Annotated in this window: 21 protein-coding genes; 4 read left to right on the forward strand and 17 right to left on the reverse strand. The window is 46.2% G+C overall.

Annotated elements, in window-relative coordinates; all coding sequences use genetic code 11:
* The first annotated feature begins 31 nt into the window (after nucleotides 1-31).
* The gene (locus BN3656_RS01195) at nucleotides 32-313 is read left to right on the forward strand and encodes a type II toxin-antitoxin system RelB/DinJ family antitoxin (RefSeq protein WP_066543225.1); all 282 of its coding nucleotides are present in this window, start codon (nucleotides 32-34) and stop codon (nucleotides 311-313) included.
* 158 nt (nucleotides 314-471) lie between these two features.
* Here the strand turns inward: BN3656_RS01195 and BN3656_RS01200 are convergent, their stop codons facing one another.
* The 11 genes from BN3656_RS01200 to BN3656_RS01245 all read right to left on the reverse strand — a co-directional run bounded on the left by BN3656_RS01200 (nucleotide 472) and on the right by BN3656_RS01245 (nucleotide 10,713).
* Complete coding sequence (locus BN3656_RS01200) at nucleotides 472-1,311, reverse strand: MBL fold metallo-hydrolase (protein ID WP_096807378.1); 840 nt, start codon at nucleotides 1,309-1,311, stop codon at nucleotides 472-474.
* Nucleotides 1,286-2,749 carry a glycoside-pentoside-hexuronide (GPH):cation symporter gene (locus BN3656_RS01205; RefSeq protein ID WP_066543226.1) on the reverse strand — a complete coding sequence of 488 codons (1,464 nt, stop codon included), beginning with the start codon at nucleotides 2,747-2,749 and terminating at the stop codon, nucleotides 1,286-1,288. Before BN3656_RS01205 ends, BN3656_RS01200 begins: the two co-directional genes overlap by 26 nt.
* Nucleotides 2,712-3,824, reverse strand: a complete 1,113-nt coding sequence (locus BN3656_RS01210; RefSeq protein ID WP_066543229.1) for a LacI family DNA-binding transcriptional regulator — start codon at nucleotides 3,822-3,824, stop codon at nucleotides 2,712-2,714. The genes BN3656_RS01205 and BN3656_RS01210 overlap by 38 nt, the downstream gene beginning before the upstream one ends.
* A 94-nt stretch (nucleotides 3,825-3,918) precedes the next feature.
* A complete protein-coding gene (locus BN3656_RS16550) occupies nucleotides 3,919-4,065 on the reverse strand; it encodes a hypothetical protein (protein WP_167544845.1) in 147 nt (48 codons plus the stop codon).
* A gap of 147 nt (nucleotides 4,066-4,212) precedes the next feature.
* On the reverse strand, nucleotides 4,213-5,511 hold the full coding sequence (locus BN3656_RS01215) for a TRAP transporter large permease (RefSeq protein ID WP_066543231.1): 1,299 nt from the start codon (nucleotides 5,509-5,511) through the stop codon (nucleotides 4,213-4,215).
* A complete protein-coding gene (locus tag BN3656_RS01220) occupies nucleotides 5,501-6,022 on the reverse strand; it encodes a TRAP transporter small permease (protein ID WP_066543233.1) in 522 nt (173 codons plus the stop codon). The genes BN3656_RS01215 and BN3656_RS01220 overlap by 11 nt, the downstream gene beginning before the upstream one ends.
* A gap of 26 nt (nucleotides 6,023-6,048) precedes the next feature.
* Nucleotides 6,049-7,119, reverse strand: coding sequence for a TRAP transporter substrate-binding protein (locus BN3656_RS01225; protein ID WP_066543238.1), 1,071 nt, complete (start codon nucleotides 7,117-7,119; stop codon nucleotides 6,049-6,051).
* A 97-nt stretch (nucleotides 7,120-7,216) separates the two neighbouring features.
* Complete coding sequence (locus BN3656_RS16555) at nucleotides 7,217-8,668, reverse strand: hypothetical protein (protein WP_066543240.1); 1,452 nt, start codon at nucleotides 8,666-8,668, stop codon at nucleotides 7,217-7,219.
* Nucleotides 8,665-9,099, reverse strand: coding sequence for a SufE family protein (locus BN3656_RS01235; protein WP_066543244.1), 435 nt, complete (start codon nucleotides 9,097-9,099; stop codon nucleotides 8,665-8,667). Before BN3656_RS01235 ends, BN3656_RS16555 begins: the two co-directional genes overlap by 4 nt.
* Nucleotides 9,096-10,298 (reverse strand): aminotransferase class V-fold PLP-dependent enzyme, encoded by a 1,203-nt coding sequence (locus BN3656_RS01240; protein ID WP_066543247.1) that lies wholly within the window; start codon nucleotides 10,296-10,298, stop codon nucleotides 9,096-9,098. Before BN3656_RS01240 ends, BN3656_RS01235 begins: the two co-directional genes overlap by 4 nt.
* Nucleotides 10,273-10,713 (reverse strand): hypothetical protein, encoded by a 441-nt coding sequence (locus tag BN3656_RS01245; RefSeq protein WP_066543248.1) that lies wholly within the window; start codon nucleotides 10,711-10,713, stop codon nucleotides 10,273-10,275. The genes BN3656_RS01240 and BN3656_RS01245 overlap by 26 nt, the downstream gene beginning before the upstream one ends.
* Nucleotides 10,714-10,866: 153 nt before the next feature.
* Here BN3656_RS01245 and BN3656_RS01250 point away from each other — a divergent pair, with 153 nt between their 5' ends.
* Nucleotides 10,867-11,781 carry an AraC family transcriptional regulator gene (locus BN3656_RS01250; RefSeq protein WP_066543250.1) on the forward strand — a complete coding sequence of 305 codons (915 nt, stop codon included), beginning with the start codon at nucleotides 10,867-10,869 and terminating at the stop codon, nucleotides 11,779-11,781.
* Nucleotides 11,782-11,825: 44 nt separating this feature from the next.
* Here BN3656_RS01250 and spoVT read toward each other — a convergent pair whose 3' ends face one another.
* The 6 genes from spoVT to BN3656_RS01280 all read right to left on the reverse strand — a co-directional run bounded on the left by spoVT (nucleotide 11,826) and on the right by BN3656_RS01280 (nucleotide 20,476).
* On the reverse strand, nucleotides 11,826-12,374 hold the full coding sequence (gene spoVT / locus BN3656_RS01255; RefSeq protein ID WP_066543255.1) for a stage V sporulation protein T: 549 nt from the start codon (nucleotides 12,372-12,374) through the stop codon (nucleotides 11,826-11,828).
* Between the two features lie 125 nt (nucleotides 12,375-12,499).
* Nucleotides 12,500-13,111 (reverse strand): metallophosphoesterase, encoded by a 612-nt coding sequence (locus BN3656_RS01260; protein ID WP_066543258.1) that lies wholly within the window; start codon nucleotides 13,109-13,111, stop codon nucleotides 12,500-12,502.
* A 4-nt stretch (nucleotides 13,112-13,115) separates the two neighbouring features.
* Complete coding sequence (locus BN3656_RS01265) at nucleotides 13,116-15,065, reverse strand: BMP family ABC transporter substrate-binding protein (protein WP_066543259.1); 1,950 nt, start codon at nucleotides 15,063-15,065, stop codon at nucleotides 13,116-13,118.
* 26 nt (nucleotides 15,066-15,091) lie between these two features.
* Nucleotides 15,092-18,667: a transcription-repair coupling factor gene (gene mfd / locus BN3656_RS01270; RefSeq protein WP_066543260.1), complete on the reverse strand. Its 3,576-nt coding sequence runs from the start codon at nucleotides 18,665-18,667 to the stop codon at nucleotides 15,092-15,094.
* A gap of 271 nt (nucleotides 18,668-18,938) precedes the next feature.
* Complete coding sequence (gene pth, locus BN3656_RS01275) at nucleotides 18,939-19,508, reverse strand: aminoacyl-tRNA hydrolase (protein ID WP_066543530.1); 570 nt, start codon at nucleotides 19,506-19,508, stop codon at nucleotides 18,939-18,941.
* Nucleotides 19,509-19,723: 215 nt separating this feature from the next.
* Nucleotides 19,724-20,476 (reverse strand): biosynthetic peptidoglycan transglycosylase, encoded by a 753-nt coding sequence (locus BN3656_RS01280; RefSeq protein ID WP_066543266.1) that lies wholly within the window; start codon nucleotides 20,474-20,476, stop codon nucleotides 19,724-19,726.
* 200 nt (nucleotides 20,477-20,676) lie between these two features.
* Between BN3656_RS01280 and BN3656_RS01285 the strand changes: the two genes are divergently transcribed.
* Entirely contained in the window at nucleotides 20,677-22,038 is a 1,362-nt protein-coding gene (locus tag BN3656_RS01285) for an MATE family efflux transporter (RefSeq protein WP_066543269.1), read from the forward strand.
* 93 nt (nucleotides 22,039-22,131) lie between these two features.
* A complete protein-coding gene (locus BN3656_RS01290; protein WP_066543274.1) occupies nucleotides 22,132-23,535 on the forward strand; it encodes an FAD-dependent protein in 1,404 nt (467 codons plus the stop codon).
* Nucleotides 23,536-23,569: the final 34 nt, after the last annotated feature.

Here is a 23,569-nt window from a genome sequence, read left to right on the forward strand (position 1 = left end):
TACTAAAGTTAAATGAAAGGAGGTAATTTTCATGGCTACAACTAATATCAATGTTCGTATTGATACAGAACTAAAACAGTCTGCTGAAGCACTGTTTGCGGATCTCGGACTTAATATGTCATCTGCAATTACTATGTTTCTTAAAAGCGCTGTCAGCCACGATGGTATACCTTTTGAAGTAAAGCGGATAACACCAAATGCTGAAACCAGAGCGGCACTTGCAGAGTATGGTGAGATGAAGAAACATCCGGACAAATATAAGAGATACTCATCTTTTGAGGATTTAATGGATGAGGTACTTGCAGATGCTTAACATTGTTCCCTCCAACCAATTCCGAAAAGATCTGAAACTCGCCCAAAAACGAGGACTTAAACTGGAACGCCTCACCGCAGTTATTAATACTCTGGCAGCACAGAAGCAGTCAAAAGGGAGCGATTCCTTAAACCGCTCCCTTTTGCGTTTACCCCCTCTTATTCATCACACTGATACCACAGTTCTGCCTGTCCCAAACGTGCAACATCTCCCTTTCTGAATCCTATCTCTTCATATTTTCCCACAATGCTTCCATCCAGAAGTCCTCCCGTCAGTTCCAGATAATCTTTTACTATTGCCTTATCTAAAAGGATTCCGTCATGTCCGATTGCAAGTCTGTCAAATTTTTCCTGCTGTTCCCAGATTTTCTTCAGGCTTTCATGATAAATCCGAATCAGACGTTTGTCATTATCAGGCTGACGCATTAAAATAATGCTATGGTTCACCGTATCTCCGCTGAATAACACGCGGCTTTGACTGTCCAGATAGCATACGCTTCCTTCTGAATGTCCCGGCGTATGTAATGCTGTTAATGTTCTCTCCCCCAGCTCAAAAATATCCCCATCCTTAACAGCCGTATATTCCCCTGTATATTCCGGTTCCTGCTCAGGTATCAGAGCGGTTATCGCTTCCACGTTGCCTTCACCCGGATAACGGACCGGCACCCGGGTCTTTACATAAAACCGGCGCATCTCATTCGTAGCAGGCATTTCCTGAAACAGTTTTTCATCCTCTTTCATCATATATACCGGGCTTTGGGGAAGGGTATAGATCCCTCCGCTGTGATCTGCATGACCATGGGTCAGAAAAATTTCAACCGGCTTCTGCGTCAGCTCTTTTACTGTCTCTCCCAGATTTCCAATCCCGCAGCCGGTATCAATTAAAGCGGCCTTTTCTTTTCCTTCTGCCAAGAAGGCATTCACCAGCCTGAACTCACTCAGACACCAGGTATTGGGCGCAATCTCAGTTATTTCATGCTTCATTTTCTGCATTTTCATTTAAAATTCTCTCCTCTGTCTCCTCGCTTTTTCTGCGAAGTTCCTCGCTGATTTCTCTCATTCGTGCATCGCTTACATTGTAAATAAATTTAAAGCAGACAAATGAAAGAAGAGCGCCAATCATAGGCCACGCGCCTCCCAGCATTTTGATTTTTTCTGGTACGCCTGCCAGCTGTCCCATGGAACCCAGAGTCGGATCATATCCAACTGCCTCCAAAAGAAGAGCAATGATCGATGTACTGGCACTTGCAGCAAAAAATACAATAAATGTAATCGTTGCGTAGACCGTTCCATCATTTCTCTGTCCGGTCAGATACGCCTGATAATCTACTGCGTCTGCGATCAGAGACCATAATAAAAGATTCAGGCAGGTAATAAATGCAGATGCCATAAGCTGACAGAAAATCCATTCTTTAGGTCCAAGAGGAAGAAGCATATTGGCTCCATGCATAAGTGCCGATCCCAGAAGCGGCCATGTAACAAGCGCCTTTTTTCCAAAGCGTTTTACAAGAGGCTTCAAAAATACCATTCCCAAAAGCATTGGCCCCATTGTAGTAAGAGATGCCATAGCAAGACTGGATGTGTCCTGAAAATATGTCATAAATACATACTGGTTTAAAGTAGATACCGGCTGTATAAATAATTTAACGATCACATATGATGCAACTACCGCAATCATAACCCGATTATGCAGAAAGGATTTTGCTACCTGAAGATAGTTAATCTTCTCACCATTTTCATTAACCTTAACTTCTTCCACCAGAACGCGTTCATGAATCAGGGTATGTGCCAAAAACAGACATACTGTGCAGAACACTCCTAAAATAACAGACAGCAGAATAAATCTTCCGGCAATTGGATCATTATTCTGGTCAAACAGCAGGAGAGGCGCAATGGTTGTCGTTCCCATGCTGGCTGCAAAACTTCCTATGCTTCGGAAATTGGAAAGCTCCGTTCTCTCAATCTGATTCGTAGTAATAATATTGGACATTGCTCCATAAGGAACATTGATAAAGGTACCTATAATACCCCAGAAAAAATAGATGATCAATACCCATGCTATTTTTGCTGCATACGGCATAGCGTGAACATTCATAAATAGTATCAGCGTAAATATGGCATACGGAACTGCAAACCACAGCAGATACGGCTTCATTTTTCCATTTTTAGCAGGTGCACGGCGATCCACCGTTCTCCCGATAAATGTGTCATTTAACGCATCCAACGCCTTACATATAAACACAATACCTGCAAAATGAACTGCATTCATACCTAAAATATTAACGCAGAACAACATCAGATAACTGTTTACAATAACCTGCAGGCTGTTAAAGCCAAGGTCGCCGCACAGGTATCCTATCTTATCTCTCAGTCCAAATGCCGGAGCATTTTTCACATTTTCAATATATGCTATATTCCGTTTCTTCGCTGCTTCCATACTTTTCTTTCCTTCTTCTGTAGTAGACATAACTGTTGGACTGAATAATAATACGCGGAAGAACACTGTACCTTACAGGAAGCTTTTCATTCTTAACGATATTATTAAACAGCAGTTTCAGAGCCTGATATCCTACACTGAAGGGTTTTTTATCAATCACAGCGTCCAGCGCGCCTGTCTGCAATGCCTGACAGCTTTCCTCAAACAGTTCGCTTCCAATCACCGCTCCTGCATTTCTTCGTATCTTCGGATCAATTCTGAGAAATGCCGCTGTATGACGGGCACATGTAAAGTATATGCCTGACGGGTACTCTCCTTCTGACAGCTCCCGGGCGATTCGTTCTGACTGCTCTTCATTCAGTTTCAGTGCAGTTATACTGCACCTCAGTTCCGGACGTCTGCGTTTTAATTCTTCTGCAAATACAGCTGCATTCTTATCTGCAAACGGAAGATCCTGACTGAATATCTTTATGTTTCCCTCCCCAACTGTCATCTTGTCCATAAGCTCTGCGGCCATTTTACCTGCAAGCTCTTCATCCGGACCTACCAGACAGGAGTATTGCGTATCATCCCGGCATTTCTGCAGAATGACAACAGGAATCCGTTTTCCCATAATACGGTTCAAAATAGCGGTATACCGCCTGTCATCTCCCAGATCCTCTTTATAAACGATTACTCCATCATAGCGAAATGGCCGTTCCTGATAAATATTATTCAGACAGGATAAAAATACCATACTCTCCAAATCATAAGCCGGATAATAATATTCCTGAAAAATAATATTATAGGGTTCAACCTCTTCTCTTTCCTGAAAATATCCATTCAGAATCTCCTGAACATACAGATGGCTGTCTGCATCGCTTTTTGGAAAAATCACCGCAATATGGATTGGTTTTTTTCGAAGGGAAGACGCTACATAATTAATCTCGTATCCCTGCTGTTTTGCAATTTCCATAATGCGTGTCCGCAGCTGTTCACCGCAGCCTTCCTTGCCATTCAGCACCCGGTGTACAGTTGTGATAGAAACGCCTGCTGTTTCTGCAATTTGCTTCAGTGTGGTTGTTGATCTGCTCATTTTTTCAGTTCCTTTGCTGGCCAGCGAAAACTGTTAAGTAAACGTTAACGTAAATGTTTTCGTTATCGTTTACTTTTGGGTTACAATTTCTATGTTACCTGTTATATATGGGAATGTAAACGTATTTTTCCACAATAATTTTACATCGTTTTTGTGCATTATATACAATTTTTGCCGTATTCCCCCCTTCTTTATCCTGTTTTTTCAATCTTTCGGAAACATTCTTTCCCTCATCGCACATCCTTCTCCTATTTCTGTCCGGACGATCCGCTTCGTTCCCATTTTTCCCTTTCTTTTTTTTCCGAAAAATTTACTCAAAAAACGGCCCCCATCCAACACATCACACCACATCGGACAGGGAGCCGTTTTTATTTACCATATTCTTATTTTATCCCCCATAAAAAAGAGTGGGAAGCAGCATGGTAAATCCCGGAACAAACGTAAGAAGCATCAGTACCAGAATCATGCACAGATAGAACGGAAGTGTTGCCTTTGCAATCTTTTCTATCGGCAGATGGGAAATTGCCGATGAAATAAACAGGCAGGTTCCAACCGGGGGAGTCAAAAGACCGATTCCGCAGTTTAATACCATAATAATACCGAACTGAATAGGGGTAATTCCTATGCTGGTTGCTACCGGCAGCAGGATGGGCGTAGCGATCAGGATAATCGGGGCCATATCCATTACGCATCCCAGTACCAGCAGAATCGCATTGATCAGAAGGGCAATCACAATCGGGCTTTCTGAAAAACCGATAATCGCATTGGCTGCCAGATCCGGAACATGCAGATAGGTCAGGCAGTAATCGAAAATACTGGATGTGCCGCAGAGAATCAGTACGATTGATAAGGTATCAATACATTCGCCCAGAGCGTTCCATACATCCTTCCAGGTCATCTCTCTGTAGATGCACAGGCCTACGATCAGACTGTAGATAACTGCGATTGCTGCGGATTCTGTAGCGGTAAGTACTCCAAATACAACGCCTACCACTACAATCAATACAGACAACAGAGCCCAGATGGCTGATTTAAAGCATTTGATAAAGGTTTTCAGATGGAAGGGCTGGCCCTTGGGGTAATTTCTCTTAACTGAGATAATATAAGAACCGATCATCAGGGAAAGAGCCAGCATTACGCCCGGAATATATCCGGCCATAAACAGAGCGCCTACAGAAAGTCCGCCTGCAGCAGTTGCGTAAATTACCATGTTGTGGGAGGGCGGAATCAAAAGTCCCTCAACAGAGGATGTGATGGTAACAGCCGTAGAAAAATCAGCGTCATATCCCATATTTACCATCATGGGAATCTCAATATTTCCCAAAGAAGCCGTATCTGCAGAGGCTGATCCTGAAAGACCTCCAAAAAACAGGGATGCCAGAATATTTACCATGGCTGCGCCTCCGCGCATCCAGCCTACCATAGAATCGGCAAGCATAATCAGCCTCTCTGATATACCGCCGCTTCCCATCAGTCCTCCCATGGTGATAAAGAAGGGCACTGCCATCAATGAAAAGGAATTCAGGCCCTTTACCATCTGCTGGCACACATTGGAAAGAGGAATCCCCAGATACAGCAGACAGAGACAGGACGCGATCCCCACTGCAAATGCAATATTAACCCGAAGAAGGATTAAAATAAAAAACGTAGCTAAAAGAATAATTACTGCGATTGTATTACTGTCCACTTACGGCTTCCCCCTTTCCCAGAAATTTCCTTATATCCTTAACCAGCGTTTCCAACTGGAAAATACACATTGCCACGCCAGCAAAGGGCACCGGCGCATACAGCCAGAATCTGGAAAGCGACGGAAGGCTGACATAAACTGCTTTTCCCGCATTTACCGCATAAGGAAATCCCACAAATACCAGCATCAGAGAAAATGCCAGCACCAGAAGATCATCGAAAATTTCTATCCCATCTACCAGCTTTTCCGGCATATAACGATCAAGAGATGTCATTCGAATGTGAGTTTTCTTTCGAACGGCCAGAGCTGCTCCTATAAATGCCATATAAATCATACAGGTCAGCGTCATCTCCTCGCTCCAGGCAGGGTCCGGAATAAAGGGAATATACCTTCCCGCAACTGCCATTGAGGTAATTGCAATTTCCGCCACAAGAAACAGCTTACAGATTACTTTAATAATACTGTATAAATAATCCAGTATTCCTTTTTTTACCTTTTTCTCCTCAGTCATAATTCCCCTCCTTCAGCTTACAGACTTTATTCAGCTAAAGAAGTAATCTGCTTATACTCCTCTTCCATTCCCTTTGTATACTGAGAAATGATGTCAGCGCAGGCTTCCTTCCAGGGCGTATAATCTGTTACTTCTGTAAATTTAACACCTTTTTCCTTCAGGCGGGCAATACTCTCAGACTCTTCTTTTTCTGAAAGCTCTTTTGCGTACTGGCTGGTTTCCTTTCCGGCCTCCATAATGGCATCCTGCTGTCCCTTTGAAAGCTCTGCCCAGGATGCATCTGATACGACAACCTCTGAAGCTGACATGGTATGATGGGACAGGATTACATTGGGCGCAACCTCATTAAATGCATTTGATTCATAAAGAGGCACCGGCTGGTCTGCGCCGTCTACCACTCCGGACTGCAGGCTGGTATACAGTTCATTAAAGGATATTACTGTCGGATATGCCCCCAGAGCTTCTACTACGCCTGTAAGAATCGGATCACTGGATACACGGATTTTTCTTCCTTTTAAACCTTCAATTCCATTTACTTCCTCAGACATGAAGAAATCTCTGAAGCCCTCTTCCTGATAATACAGTCCGTGAATGCCAAGTCCCAGTTCTTCCGGTTCTGCAAGAATCTTCTGTGCCAGATCTGTTTCCGTAAATTTCCAGAACTGGTCTCTGTTTTCAAAGGTAAACGGTACGCTCAATAAGGAAGACAGCTTTGCTCCATAGCTGTTTAAGGCAAAACAGGAAATACGGCATAAATCCACCGTTCCGCTGTTGTTTGTCATTCCGTCAAGAACATCTGCCTCAGCTCCCAGCACACCGCTGGCCTGAATATCAATCACAACGCTTCCGTTAGTTTTTTCCTCTACTTTGTCCTTAAAAAAAGTGGCAATTTCCCCATCCAGTGAATCAATGGAGTTTACCTCTGCATAAACAAGGGTAACGGCTCCGTCTGCCTTTGCAGACGTCTCCTTTGGTGCCTGCTCCGTTTCCCCGGAAGGAGCCTGGCTTGGTTTTTCCGGCGCTTTTAAGCCGCAGCCTCCCAGTGTACCAATCATTCCGGCAGCAGCTATAAGTGCAATCATTTTTTTGTACTTCATAAAATTTCCTCCCTCATATACAGTCCTTTTTACAGCAAATCCTGCCGGTATCCCAAAATCTTTCCCCAGAGGATACCGGCAAAATATATCTTTTAATTTAGTGGAAATACTCTACCTCAAAGCCAACTACCTTTCCCAGCTCCTGAAGCTCTTTTACATGGTTTCCGTAAATAATGGCCTGATGATGCCCGTAGCCGCCGTTGGCAAGTGCCTGACGGAATTCTCTTGCTCCGCCTTCTACGTCATAGTAAACAGCAGGGCTGCAGTAAACAGGACGGAATTCACATCCAATGGTATGTCCTACCGCAACCATCATCTTTGTGCCCCGTCTGTTGAAACGGCCAAAGGTCACAACCTGTCCTTCATGCTCATTCATATCTACATGGTAATGCGTTCCCCATCCATGGGTGGTAAACGGTGCCAGCTCGTATTTCTGCTCAGGCTCTCCGAAACCGTTCATCTTTCTGGTTGGAACTGCATGATGGATTTCCAGAACATCATGGTCAAAGGTCTGTCCGGGCTGTGTTAACAGGTTCGGCATTCCCAGCTGCTCCAGAGTTTTGCTTCCCTTAAGCACCAGTACAGGATTTCCCATAAACACGCTCTGTCTGGTAAGATACATCATCATCATCATTGCCATCCAGACTGCCAGATCCTCTTCACATGCAGAAGGAATACGGTCGTCTTTATTTAAAGAATGGCACAGACAGGGAACGAATTTCTTTTCCCACGGAATCCGACTGGCACAGAGCTCCTTACAGGGTGTTGTAAATGCATTGCAGTCATACTGTTCCATCATCTTTCTTACTGCATGGAAATAGCGAAGGTCATTGCAAACATATTCCGTTTTAACATCTGTCTTCTGAGCGCCCTCTACCAGTGCCTCTGCCTCTTTCTGAATACCCTCATCTACAGGTGTATCATCATAGTATTTCATAATCTGACGGAAGTCGATACGATTGTTACGGATGCCATACTGCGTAAACAGATGGGTCAGATCGCAAGTACTCGTGTTTACAGAAGCCGGCGTCTGCTCCGTATTGGAAAGAATCAGAATCTTGGTATTGGCTACTGCCTTTCTTACCTGAAGATTAGTAAGAATCTTGTTGTACTCTTCATAATCATGAGCCATATATGCCTCTAAGCCGATATCACGGTAAAAGCCGATCAGGTCAATGGGAGTAGGTCCCAGGTTAATCATTGAAATCGGTTTTCTCAGCCGTTCAATTCCGGGAACACGGTATGTAATCAGATATAAATCAACCTCATGGTTCTCAGGAAGAAGCTTGTCAAATTCGGAATCCTTTACTACAAAGCTCTCATCAAACTCAATGTAAACAGGCTCCATCAGGTTGCATCGGGTCAGATCCAGATTTGCCTTCAGTTCATCATACCACTGCTTAAACTCTTCTTTGCCCAGACGCTTTTCATATTCGGGAGTACCAGTCTCTTCCGGTCCTACACGGCAGGGTCCCTCCCAGTAATCAGAATGTACCAGATTGGAAAACACCGGTCTTAAGTTTACCTTCACATCCATTGCATACTTCATAGCTTTATTTCCTCCTCTAACATGTTCTTTGTTCTATTTTCAAAATGCGCCATTTTCCAGTAGCATTTGAAAAGTCCATTTTCCTTTATTTCCGGATAAATCACATCATCTGAAATGCATTTCAGAAACTCCGGCGGATTTTCCCATATCTCTGTTTCTTTTTTTCCGTCATACAGATCCTTATATATATGTAAAATGCCTTTTACCAGAACAGAATCACTGTCGGCCCTGAAATAAATCAGGCCGTTCTCTTTCAGAACCTCTGTCCATATTCCCGTTTTGCAGCCTTCAATCCGGTATTGATCCCTGCGTATCTCCTGTTCATCCAGCCTTCCTATTCCCAGCCCGATCAGGTATTCCCCCTGAGAGAACGGATCGCACAGCTCGCTGAAATCCTGCGTATACTTTTTAATTTTTTCCTCTATGCTCATACCTTTCTCAGACTGTTCAGCCCTTCCAGGGCAGCTGCCAGACGGTCTGAATCCTCCTTTGTGTTATAAACTGCAAGCGACACCCTGCACAGGCTCTGACGCTCCAGACGCTTCATCAGGGGGTATGCGCAATGGGAACCGCATCGGACTGCAATATCCTTAAGTCCTAAAAGCACTCCCACATCATAAGCCCCTATCCCATCCATTTCAAACAGGATAATCGGACTGTCCGGACCGGAATTTAAAATATGCAGGCCCTTTATTTTTTCGAGCCTTTGCCTTGTATAAGCTGCAAGAGCCTTTTCATGCTCTAAAAGCGCTTCAAACTCATTTTCCTGTAAAAATTCAATTGCCGCCTCCAGTCCCAGCGCTCCTCCGATATTCTGGGTTCCGCCTTCGAACTTTTCTGTATTGCTTTTATATATGATCTGATCTCCGTCTCCCCGTAAAACCATATCCCCTCCATACAGAAGAGGGGGAATCAGCTCCAGACAGCTTTGCTTTCCATACAGCACCCCAAGTCCCATGGGACCGTATATTTTATGAGAGGAAAAACTCAGAAAATCACAGTCCAATTCCCGGACGGAAATCATCCGGTGAACAATCAGCTGGGTGGCATCCACCAGTACCAGAGCGCCTTTGTTATGTGCCTCAGAAATAATTTTCTTTAAATCGGGACAGAAACCGCCTGCATTTGACATGCCTGTAACAGCAACAAGCTTTGTATGGCAGTCTATTAATTTCAGCAGCTTCTCTGTCTTTAAAGATCCATCCTCTTCTGCTTCTGCCACCCGGAATTGTGCACCGGTTCTCCGGCAAAGCTCCTTCCATGGAAAATAATTGGAGGAATGCTCCAGCTCCGTAGTTACTATATTGTTCTCCGGCCCTGTCAGGCCATCCATTCCGGCAGCCACGAGATTAATTGCCTCTGTACTGCTTTTTGCATATACAATTTCCTCCGGCGTACGTGCGTCAATCCAATGGCTGACCGTCTGTTTTGAGTGCGCATAGTATTCTGACGCCCTGCTGCTGAGTGGATAATTCCCCCGATGAATGTTGGAGTTTTCTGATAAATAAAACTGCCTTACCCTGTCAATTACCCCTTCGGGCTTCTGGGAGGTGGCTGCATTATCCAGATAAACCAGCCTTTTATTCTGACTGAAAACAGGGAACTTACTGCGTATCTCCTGTTGTTCCATATTCCTCACCTGTCTTTCCATACTTTATAACCATACGGCATAAATCATCTATGGAAGCAATTTCAACTGCATCCTCATCCGTAAAATGAATTCCCAGTTCCTTTTCAATAAAAAGTATCAAAAGCGTTTTTTTCTGTGTCACCAGATTACTCTGATGACAGTCATATTTTTCTATTTTCGACTGAATCACCTGATCCGGCAGAGAAGCGTCCTCCTTATTCCGGCTTTTAATGCTTAATATGATAAGCTTTCTGATATCGTCTGTTTCATCCTCCGGTATCATCAGCTTGCAGCACACCGCCTTTTTCAAAAGAGGCTTTATGGTATTTTCATTCCGTTCATTTCCGGAAATATATGCAATTTCCTCTAAAAGCTTTTTTGACTCATTTGCCTTTTCAATTATCGTTTCAATCATACAATTCCACCGTCTGTTTTAAACAATTTCTCAATATGTTCATGAAATTATTTGTTTATTCTTGTGTTTTCTTGATTTTTATTATATAATATGCACAAATTATTTTTTGATATAAAAATCATGTTTTTTTGCATTTTATTCAAAGGAGAACCCATGTCAACTCTTTACAAAAGCTTTTTGGAAAATTTCCCCGATGAATTTTCCATTGCCCATAAGATTGCCCCGCAGACAGAAAAAAAGACCTTCCATATGCATAAGCAGCTGGAGGTCATTTACACAATCTCTTCTAATGTGAAATGCCGGACGGAAAAAGGCATCCGGTCGATCCCCAAAAACAGTCTGGTTCTTCTTAATTCCATGGATCTTCATTATTTCTTTACAGATCCCGGAAGCGGCCTGTGTGACCGGTATGTTCTTTACTTTTCACCCTCTTTTATCTCACCTCTTTCCACTCAGGAGGTTAACCTTCTGGAAAGCTTTAATGTAAGCCGGATGGAGCATCCCATCATCCTTTCAGCGCCCGAATGTCAGCAAATCCACTGGCTGTACCTGATGGATCAGATGATTTCTCAGCTGAAGCTTGTCAATTCTGCTTCCCCCTGTCAGGACAGCTTCGGAACTGTACTTCATATCAAATTCCTTTTAGGGCAGTTTCTTTTAATGGTAAATCAGCTTTACTGGCAATCTTACGGGAATGTCCAAAGCGCTCTATACAAAAACCATTCTCATCTTGTAATGGAAATATGCGAGTTTATACACAGCCATATCCAATGCCCTATTTCTGCAGATTCACTTGCCGACCACTTTCATATCAGTAAAACCCAGCTGTACTACCTCTTTAAAGAGGTTCTTGGAACTACTGCCGGAGATTTTCTGATTGAATGCAAAATGACCTGCGCTAAAAATTATCTGATCAACAGCGAGTATTCTGTTGAAATGATCAGTGAACTGGTTGGTTACCACAATTTAAGTTCTTTTTCCAGAACCTTTAAAGCCCTTTCCGACTGCAGTCCCCTGCAATACAGGAAAAAACACAAGCTTCATTCTCCGAATGATAAAGGGGAATAAAAAAAGGAAAGGCGAACATTCATCGTCTTTCCTTTCTTAATTTCTTAACTTTCCATCTGCCGTCCCAGAAATCCGGCGGCAGTGACTGCCAGCTTCATTTCCATCTCGCCAAACCGTGCCTTTGGTTCCCGGCTCATAAGGGAGACAGAACCAATGGCGTCCCCTTCACAGATAATAGGAGCAATCACCTGGGCGGTAATGCCCTCCAGTTCTTCATCTACCAGCTGAATCACATTTTTTTCATCCTTTCCGGCCTGATAGGTGATACGGTCGTTGATGGCCTGCTCCAGAGAACGGCTTATAGTCTTTTGCAGCAGCTCCTTTCTGGAGCCGCCCGCCACAGCCACTACCTGATCCCGGTCTGTAATACAGACGATCAGTCCGGTAGACTGGGCCATGGCATCTGCATACTGGCCAGCAAAAGCAGTGAGCTCCATCATGGGAGAATACTTCTTTAAAATAATCTCTCCCTCACGGTCTGTAAAAATCTCGAGAGGTGTTCCTTCACGCAGCCGAAGGGTGCGCCGGATTTCCTTGGGTATTACCACCCGCCCCAGATCGTCGATTCTTCTTACAATTCCTGTAGCTTTCATTTCGCAGTTTCCTCCATTTTACATCTTTGTACTCTTTCTGAAATCATTGAAAAAGTACCTCCATTTATCCTTAAGACTGGTTGTAAATGTAGTATTTGTAAATGGTGGGATTTTATGCGCGAAATTTACTTCTCCTCCCCCTCCGGATACTCCACCACATAAAATTCATATCCGTTCACCACGGTCGTACTTCCATATGTATCCTTCCGTTTAAATTTTCCTCCGTAATTGGCATGGACATGGCCGTGGAAAAAAAATTTCGGGTGGTATTTATCCATCAGGGTAAGAAATGCTTTAAAGCCCCGGTGAGGCAGATCCTCCATATCATTCAGGCCGAAAGCCGGCGCATGGGTTACAAGGATATCAAAGCCTCTGTGCCAGAGAAGCTTCCATCTCAGCTTTCGGACGCGGGCCCGCATCTGGCGCTCTGTGTACTGGTTGGCCGAGCCCGGAATATATTCCATAGAACCTCCCAGCCCCAGGATCCGGACTCCCTTATACACATAAATATCGTCCTCAACGCAGATACAGCCCTCCGGCGGCTTATAGGCGTATTTATTGTCATGGTTGCCCCTTACATAAACTAAAGGCGCATGACACACGCTGGCAAAAAAAGTCAGATATTCCGGCGGAAGATCTCCGCAGGAAATCAAAAGGTCAATGTCCTTAATCCTCTCAGGATCATAATATTCATACAGGAGCTTTGACTCCTGATCTGATAAAATCATTATATTCATACCGCTATTTCTCCGTCTGTACACTCTCGTCTACACGGATGCCCTGAAGCTGCATCCGTTCTCTTGCCTCGTCATTCAATTCTTCCAGATCCGGCACGCGTCCCACTACATTTTCAGCCAGCCAGTTCATGGTTACAATATCTTCTGAGCGCAGACGTTCTCCCTCCCTGCATCGGATGATTCCCTCCTGGTCATACATGAAACCGTCAAAGGGATGAAAGCTTCCGGAACGAACGGAATTTTTCAGAAATTCAATCAGGCGCAGCGTACCGTGAGGCAGGTTTCCGGAACAGATTACGTCGATCACATCTGCCGACATTCCCCACCAGTAATTAACCGCTTTTTTGCCCTTTCTGGCTTCCAGCTCCTCATTGCTTTCAAAGGCCAGCTGGATCATCTGCTCGTAGAATTTCCCCCAGTTCCAGATAGGCGAAGCCAGATTGAAAACCTCTCCATTATCTTCCTGTACATAAAGGCCGTATTCCCTGGACGGATGTCTGGGGATAATCATATCCTTTCCGGAAATGTACCGGATCCCCTGTTCTCTCAGCCGTTCTGCCGCTGTCTTTTCATGGTTGATCCTGCGCCATTCCAGATATACCTTTACATAAGGGTTGATCATCCGCGCGCCCATGGCAAAAGCGTTGATATCTGCAAGAATCCCATAGGTGGGCTGATCTGCAATATACCCCAGCTTATCCTCTCTGGAAACGGCTGCCGCTATAGCTCCCATAAGGAATTTTGCCTCATACATCCTTGCATAATACGTACAGATAGAGGAATAGGACATATTTACAGAACAGTTGTAAATCTTTACCTCAGGATGCAGAATGGCGGATCTCACGCTCTGATTTACCATCTTGGAATTTGTTGTAAATATCATGGTGCAGCCGGCCTGAACCAGTTTTTCTATGGCCCGGGCGATATCCCCTTCTGTATCTGCCCCTTCGATAACTACCGTGGAAATACGCCCCTCAAAGGCCTCCTCCAGATACTGCCGCCCCAGCTCATGGCCGTAATTCCAGCTGGAATTTTCAATGGTATCCGCATAAACAAATCCGATTTTCAAATGCTCCGGCATATCATCTGCCGGAAGAAGCCATTTCCATATGGACGGTTTATGCTCCGTTTCCATTTCCTCCGGTTCTTCGATCAGCTCTACCTTCCGTCCCCGGTTAGCAAGCTGGATCTCTTCCCAGATTTTCATCAGCGCCCGGTACATTTCCCGTTCTGTCTGTCCTTTTACGCTGTCGTAACCGTAGATTTCGATATAGACTAAAAATGCATCTCCCTCTGTGAGCTGAAGCTGATCCCCATGGGCCATGCTGTAGGCCTTTGCAAAACGCCCGTAGGAGGAGCGGAAAAATAAACGTTCCTCCTGAGTCCAGACCTGATCCGGCTCCATTCCCATCAGTTCCAAAAGCTTCTTATAGCTGCCTTCCTTGCTGAACCATACATCACAGTTTGAAGAAATGCGGTAAAAATCCAGAAATTCATAATACAGCCTGTTTTCCTTGTCATCTGTACGTTTGGGGATCAGGCGCGTTACGCTTCCCGGTATGCTGTAGGCACCCAGATATTTCATTACACTGACCCGCTTATTTCCCTCCTGAACGTAAAACTGATTCATAAATTCGTAGGCAACAACCGGTTCCTGGATTCCCTCCTCTACCTGATACTTGTAAAGGGATGTCCATTTAGCCCCAAATTCGGACCGTTCCGGCAAAAGGGGCATAAAATTACTGGCAAAGGAGCTGGAACGCTCTGCAGTCTTTGTCCCTACCATTTTTGCCAGAGGAATATCCATTACCCCCAGATTGACAGTTGCTACAATATCTGTATTCGCCAGAATGTTATCCAGCACGGGAAGGTATGGATACTCGCCTCTTGCTAAAGCATCCTGATACCGCTTTCTTCCCATTTTCAATGCATATCCATAATCTGTATCCGGCATAACCGCTACCTCCTGTCTCCTGCTTTTTAATCTGCCCCGTTTCCGCCCGGTTCCTTCTGCCCCAGCTTCCCCAGCTGCTCCAGCATAGTTCTGGCCTTTTCCAGCATGATTAAGCTGTCGCTGTTTTTATTCTTTCGGTCCACATAGTGAAATACCGGCGTTTCTCCCGGCACCAGCTTTAATTCTCCCTTATAAGACTGCACAAAATCCGGAATCCTGGTCACATCCAGTTTCGCCTTCTGATACATGGTAAGCCGGATTTCCTGGCGGTTTACAAATACCTCTGTCACATAGGCTCTGTGTGCCAGAGCCCGCACCATGGCAATCTTTAAAAGATTCTCTACGCTCTTTGGGATATCTCCAAACCGGTCTAAGAGTTCATCCTGCATATCCATATATTCCTCATCCGTTTCAATGGTGGAAATCCTCTTGTAAATATCCAGCTTCTGATATTCATTTTTAATATAAGACGGAGGAATGTAGGCGTCAATATCACATTCTACCGAAGTTTCGTAAAGATCCACCTCTGTTTCTTCCCCTTTCAATGCAAGCACTGCCTGATTAAGCATTTTGCAGTACAGATCATAGCCTACTACCTCCATGTGGCCATGCTGCTCTGCGCCCAGCACATTTCCGGCCCCACGGATTTCCAGATCCCGCATGGCAATCTTGATGCCTGAGCCCAGCTCCGTAAACTCGCGGATCGCCTGAAGGCGCTTTTCTGCTTCTTCCTTTAAAAGCTTATCTCTCTTATACATGAGAAACGCATAAGAAACCCGGTTAGAACGTCCCACACGGCCCCTGAGCTGGTACAGCTGAGAAAGTCCCATATGGTCTGCATCGTGGATAATCATGGTATTGGCATTGGGGATATCCAGTCCAGTTTCAATAATTGTTGTGGATACCAGCACATCAATTTCCCCGTTGATAAAGTCCGTCATGATCCGTTCCAGCTCATGCTCCTTCATCTGCCCATGAGCAAAAGTCACAACCGCATCCGGCACCATAGCCTGGATCTTTCCTGCTACCTCATCAATATCTGTTACACGATTGTATACATAATACACCTGTCCATTCCGGGCCAGTTCCCGGTTAATGGCCTCCCGTACCATTTCTTCATTGTACTCCATTACATAGGTCTGAATGGGCGTTCGATCCACCGGCGGCTCCTCTAACACACTCATATCCCGGATTCCGGCCAGACTCATATGAAGGGTTCTGGGAATCGGCGTAGCGGTCAGGGTCATTACGTCCACATTTTCCTTCATCTGCTTGATCTTTTCCTTGTGGGTCACGCCAAAGCGCTGCTCCTCATCAATAATGAGAAGTCCCAGATCCTTAAACTGCAGGTCTTTTGAAAGAACCCGGTGCGTACCGATTACGATATCCACCAGCCCTTTCCGCAGCCCCTCCAGAGTTTTCTTCTGCTGGGCCGGGGTACAGAACCGGCTCATCATCTCGATTCTAACTGGAAAATCTTTCATCCTCTGAACAAAGGTATTGTAATGCTGCTGGGCCAAAATCGTAGTAGGGACCAGATAGACCACCTGCTTGCTGTCCTGTACTGCCTTAAACGCGGCCCGCAGGGCGATTTCTGTTTTTCCGTATCCCACGTCGCCGCAGATCAGACGGTCCATGATCTTTGGACTTTCCATATCCGTTTTTACAGCGTCAATGGCGTCTAACTGATCCTCTGTTTCATCATAGGGGAACAGCTCCTCAAACTCCTTCTGCCACACCGTATCGCTGCCGTACTGGAAGCCCTTCTGCTCCTGACGGGCCGCATAAAGCTTTACCAGATCCTTTGCGATTTCCTGAACGGCACCCTTTACCTTTGCCCTGGTTTTTGTCCATTCAGAGCCTCCCAGACGGTTGAGCTTTGGCTTTTTCGCCTCTGAGCCCGCATATTTCTGGATACTCTCCAGCCGGGTGGCAGGCAGATACAGATTGCCTCCATCTCCGTATTCAATCTTGATATAATCCTTTACCACCTTGTCCCGCTCTACCTTTTCAATTCCCCGGTAGATACCAAGGCCGTGCTCCTCATGGACTACATAATCTCCCACGGACAGCTCGGAAAAGCTCTGGATCGCCCGGCCCTGATAGCTCTGCTTCTTCCGTTTCTTTTTCTTCTTTTCCACCCCGAACATATCGCCCTCGGTAATGAAAACAAATTTAAGCAGAGGATATTCAAAGCCCCGGTGGAGATTTCCGTAGGTAACCATGATCTCTCCCGGAAGAACCTTCCGTTCTGCGCGGCTTTCCTCTCCTTCCGTCTCTCCGTCCGGACAGTAGGCCCGCAGATCATATTCCCGTAAATCCCCTGCCAGACGGCTGGCTCTTGTACGGGAGGCAGATAAAAGCACCACCCGGTAGCCTTCCTTTTTCCAGCGGGTCAGATCCTTAATTAAAATTTCAAAACTGTTCTGGTAAGAATTTACATTTCTCACATCAAAGCTGAACTTATGGTTCACCTTCATTCCCGGCAGCTTCTGATCCAGCCCTGTGAGCATAATGCTGTACGGCCCCTGAAGCCTTCCGAGAACCTGTCCTGCGGGATAGAGAAGCTCTGTCTGTCCCGGCAGCAGGTATCCCTTTTCCAACCGGTGAACCATGCTTTCACGAAATTCCAGCTCGATTGTTTCTCCCCGCTCCTTCAGCCGTCCCGGCTCGTCTAAATAAACAACACAGTCCCCTTGAGGAAAATAATCGGAAAATGATACAGTTTCTGGACAGAAATACCGGATATAGCCATCCAGTCCGCCTCTCTTCCAGCCCTCACGGATCCCTTCTGTCAGTTCCCGTATGATTCCCTTAATCCGGATGGCTTCCTCACGGCGTTTCTGTCCCTCCAAAGCCTTCACATAAGAGGCCGTTTCCTCCTCCAAACGCTTTATCCCTTTCTCCAGCTGTCCTTTCGTTAAGACAGTTTCCGATGCAGGATAGATTACAACCCGGTCTAACTGTTCTACCGACCTCTGGCTTTCCGGATCAAAGGTACGGATGGAGTCCACCTCATCATCCCACAGTTCAATGCGCACCGGAACTTCCTCGGTGAGCGGAAAAATATCTATGATGCCTCCCCGGATGGAAAACTGGCCCATACCGTCTACCTGGCCCGTACGCTCATATCCCAGCTCTGTAAGCCGCTCCTTCCACTGATCCAGCTCAATAACCTGTCCGCATTCCACGGTCACTGCATGCTGCTTTAAAAATGCCAGAGGCATGAGATGGTCCATCAGACCGTCGATTGTCGTTACAACTACACCGCCCTCATCCTCCATCAGATGGCGCAGTACAGAGATCCTCTGCCGGGTCATCAGATTTCCATGAATATCCGCAGCATAAAAAAGCAGATCCTTGGCCGGATAAAGCCAGACCTGCCGGGTAAAGCTGCGGAAATCATCATAGATTTCCTTGGCCCTCTGCTCATCATAGGTAACAACCAGCTTCCAGGGAAATCCCCCGTCCTCCCCCAGCTCATGCATGAGGTGAACCTTCTGGGATTCCAGCGTCCCGGCCGCCTGCAGAGGCCCCTTTGCCTTTTTTAAAGCCTCCAGAAGATTTTCATACTCCTGTAATTCCAGTAACGGATTTTCCATGATTTCCCTTTCTGCCTTTCCTTGATAATATTGAAGTTTCCGTACATTACAGTGTGACCTGCTGTCTGATACCCAGAGCGACTTTGGAGACCATTAGTAAACCTTAGAGAATGAGTTTTTTCGTTAAGAGCCATATCAAACCTGTCTGAGCGCAGCGAGTTTTTGATATGGCTCTTGTTTTTAGAAAAATCTCAGTCTCCTAGGTTTTCTTATGGTCGGAAACCGGAGCTCTGGGTATCAGACTGCGGGGTGCGCTGTAATGTGCAGAAACTCACTCCTTATGCCCATTAAACTGATTCATCGCCGCCTCAGCCCCGTCTGTGATCATCACCTGAGCTGCTTTCGCCGCTGTCTTAAAGGCTTCTTCCATCACCCTTCTGTCCTCAGCAGAAAAACGGCCAAGCACATAGTCCGCCAGATCCATTCTGGGCGGCTTAGCCCCTACGCCTACCTTAATCCGGGGAAATTCCTGGGTTCCCAGATGGGCAATGATGTTCTTTATTCCATTATGTCCTCCGGCGCTGCCCTTTCTGCGGATCCGGAGCTGTCCGGGCTCCAGACTAATATCGTCATATATTACAATGATATGCTCCGGATCGATTTTATAGAAATCCGCCGCCTCCCTGACACTTTCACCGCTTAAATTCATAAAGGTCTGGGGCTTTAAAAGGATTACCTTTTCTCCGCCGATGAGGCCTCTGCCATAAAGCCCCTTAAACTTCTTCTCCTCCACCGATGTATTGAGCATATCTGCCAGCACATCCATGGTATCAAAACCTGCATTGTGTCTTGTCTTATCATACTCCCTTCCAGGATTTCCCAAACCAACGATCAAATACATATATCTGTTTTCCTCTTTCTTTATCTCAAAATTTATCCTCTTCCGCAGAAAAATGCCTACGGTGCTGCAGTGTCTGTCCATATGTCCGCCGTATACAGACACGCCCATAAGCGCTAGACTCCCGCACATGGGGTGTCTAACGCTTATCTTTTCTTTATTCTATCAAATTATAAGTGGATTGTAAATGCAGTGCGGCAGATCCGACCATCCAGCCTTTACGCCGCATCCGGTTCCTGATATTCCCTGGTCTCTGCCATAGTTTCTCTGGCCCGTTTTTCTGTAAAGAGTCCGCACTCCACCAGACGCTCCAGCACCTGCTCCTGGCGCTTGGCAGCCAGTGCCGGATTTACTGTGGGGGCATATTTGGAAGGAGCATTGGGAACACCAGCTAACAGAGTACTCTCATAATCGTCCATATCCTCAGGAGCCTTTCCAAAGTAACCCTCACTGGCATCCTTAATGCAGTAGTATCCGTTTCCAAAGTAAATAGTATTCACATAAAGCTCAAGAATCTCATTTTTACTGTATTCCTTTTCCAGAGCAAAAGCCATAAATACCTCTGCCGCCTTGCGCTCCATCTTCTTTTCCTGTGTAAAATACAGGTTCTTTGCCAACTGCTGGGTAATGGTGCTTCCGCCTTCCACAAAAGCGCCTGCCCTTATATCATTGATAACCGCACGGGTAATGGCGATGGGGTCAATACCGATATGACCGTAAAAGCGGTGGTCTTCCACAGAGAGAACCGCATCTACATACGTTTCCGGAAGCTCTGCAAATTCCGTATAGTTTTCCTTGGAACGGATCTGCTCTACCTTGTCCTTAAGGCTGATCTGGCTGATGGCATCTCTGTACATATCATAGCCCTTCATGCCTACATTTACGCAGATACAAATAACCGCTGCCGCCATGATGCCAATGGTCCACTTAAGACCCCTTTTTAATATGTTCCAGTTTTTACCGGTTCTCATCTGTCCACCTTCTTTCTCTTTCGTACGTTTATTTCTTATAATATCATTCTAGCACATTCTCCCCCTTGTGTCCTTGAGAAAGCCTTAAAGAACTCTAACGTAAATCTGACGCTTTCTGAAATATTTTCTAAAGATATTCCCCATTCATCTGGAATCCATGCTAAAATAGAGCCGTAAAACACACAAGGAGAATCTTTATCATGGAAACAGTCAAAAAAAACCGTTCCGGTACAACAGATCTGACCGTGGGACGCCCCCTGGCTCAGATCCTTCGTTTTGCCCTTCCTCTGGTGCTGGGTACACTTTTTCAGCAGCTCTACAGCTTTGCAGATACCATTATTGTAGGCCGCTGTCTGGGAACCGACGCCCTGGGAGCTGTAGGAACCACCTACTCCCTGAACTTTCTGATCCTTGGCTTTATCCAGGGCGCCTGCGTGGGATTCGGCATCCCGGCAGCCGAATCCTTTGGAGCAAAGGATCATAAAAATCTGGAGCGCTTCCTCATCAACGGAACCGCCCTCTGCATTGGGCTCAGCGCTGTCTTTACTGTTGTCACCACCCTGACGGCCCCTCCGCTCCTAAAGCTCATCCACACGCCGCCTGAGCTCTTTGATGATTCCTCTCTTTATATCCGCATCATTTTCCTGGGAATTCCTGCTACGGTTCTGTACAACTACTCCTCCAGCGTCCTGCGAGCCATGGGAGATTCCAGACATCCCTTTTATTTCCTTTTGGCCTCCAGTCTCCTGAATATTGCCCTTGACTGGATTTTAATCGTTCCTTTCGGAATGGGAGTAGACGGAGCAGCCATCGCTACTGTAATCAGCCAGGCCTTCAGCGGCCTGCTCTGTACCTGGTGGTTCTTCTCCAAAACTGCAAAAGGACACGGCCTGAGCTTTACTAAAAATAAGCTGCGCCTTTCCTCCCACCACTGCAAAAAGCTGGCCTACATCGGCCTTCCCATGGGCTTTGAATACTCCGTTTCCGCCATTGGAGCCGTTATTATGCAGGACGCCATCAACCTCTTGGGAAGTACTGCCGTAGCCGCACAGACCGCGGGAGAAAAAATCCGCCAGATGTTCACCCTTCCCATGGAAAGCGTGGGTATGGCTATGGCAACCTATGCCGGCCAGAACCACGGTGCAGGGCGCACCGACCGCATCCGCCAGGGTATAAAGGACGGCTGCAAAATCCAGCTGTGCTACTGCGCTGCCGCCTGGACCGCCATTTTCCTGTGCAAAGATTTTGCCGTCGGGCTGGTGCTGGGAGACGCAGACCCGGCAGTCACTGCCGGAGCGCTGGAATACTTAAGCGTTATGAGCCTTCTGTTCTGCTTCCACGGCCTCTTAATGATCTTCAGAAATACCCTTCAGGGCCTTGGATACAGTATGCAGGCTGTTATATCCGGCATCGGCGAGCTGGTCGGACGAAGCCTTGGAGGCCTTCTGGCAGTAACAAAGCTGGGATATCTTGGCATCTGTCTGGCCAATCCCATTGCATGGGCCTTAGCCATGTTTTACTGTATTTTTATGGTAACACGGGTAATGAAAAAAGAGCGGTAGACCCCTTTTCATAACTATGATAGACTATAGTTATATTCGTTCTGGGCCTTATTTACCATCAGGCTTTGAATCTCAAAGAGAGGAGAATTTCTTATGAGCAAAAATAATCTGTATGATGTAATCATCATCGGCGCCGGCCCTTCCGGCATCTTCTGCGCCTATGAGCTGATCCGTCAGAAACCGGAACTTAAGATCCTTATGGTCGAAAAGGGCCGTCCCATTGAAAAACGTGTCTGCCCCAAGCGCACTACCAAGGTCTGTGTAGGCTGCAAGCCCTGTTCCATCACAACTGGATTTGCAGGCGCCGGAGCATTTTCCGACGGAAAGCTTTCACTGTCTCCAGATGTAGGCGGAAACCTGCCCGAAATCCTGGGGTATGACGAGACGGCTGCGCTTTTAAAGGAATCTGATGACATTTATCTGAAATTCGGGGCAGACAAAAATGTATACGGCATTGACAAGCAGAAGGAAATCGAAGAAATCCGCCGCAAGGCCATCAACGCCAACTTAAAGCTCATCGAATGCCCCATCCGTCACCTGGGTACAGAGGAAGGCTACAAAATCTATACCCGCCTTCAGGAGCACCTGCTGGCTCAGGGCATTGAGATGAAATTTAACACCATGGTAAAGGACATCCTGATCGAGGGCGATACTGTAAAGGGTATTGTAACGGACAAAGATGAAACCTTCTGCGCACCGGAGATCGTAGCTGCCATTGGCCGCGAGGGTTCTGACTGGTTCTCCCATGTCTGCGATAACCACCACATTGAGACAAAGGTTGGAACCGTGGATATCGGCGTCCGCGTTGAAGTCCGCGACGAGGTTATGAAATTCCTCAACGAAAACCTTTATGAGGCCAAGCTGGTCTACTACACCCCTACCTTTGACGATAAGGTACGCACCTTCTGCAGCAACCCTTCCGGTGAAGTAGCAACCGAATACTATGAAAACGGCCTTGCAGTAGTAAACGGCCATGCATATAAATCACAGGAATATAAGACAAACAATACCAATTTTGCCCTTCTGGTAAGCAAAAACTTCACCCGCCCCTTTAACGAGCCCATCGAGTACGGTAAACACATTGCCCAGCTCTCCAATATGCTCTGCGGAGGCAGGATCATGGTCCAGACCTTCGGCGACTTCCAGAGAGGCCGCCGCACCACAGAGGAGCGCCTCTGCCGCAACAACCTGACCCCAACCTTAAAGGATGCGGTTCCCGGCGATCTGTCCCTTGTATTCCCCTACCGCATTATGACGGATATCAAGGAAATGATCCTGGCCCTGGACAAGGTCACTCCCGGTATTGCCAGCGATGAAACCCTGCTCTATGGCGTAGAAGTTAAATTCTACTCCAACAAGGTAGTGGTTGATAAAGACTTTGAAACCAGCGTACATGGACTGAGAGCCATCGGTGATGGCGCTTCTGTTACCAGAGGCCTGCAGCAGGCTTCTGCAAACGGTATCAGCGTGGCGAGAAGTATTTTGAAGAGGATGTAAAAACCGCCCAGCCGGAATCGACTTTTCCGATTCC

Source organism: Clostridium sp. AT4 (assembly GCF_001517625.2).
Classification (GTDB): Bacteria; Bacillota; Clostridia; order Lachnospirales; family Lachnospiraceae; genus Enterocloster.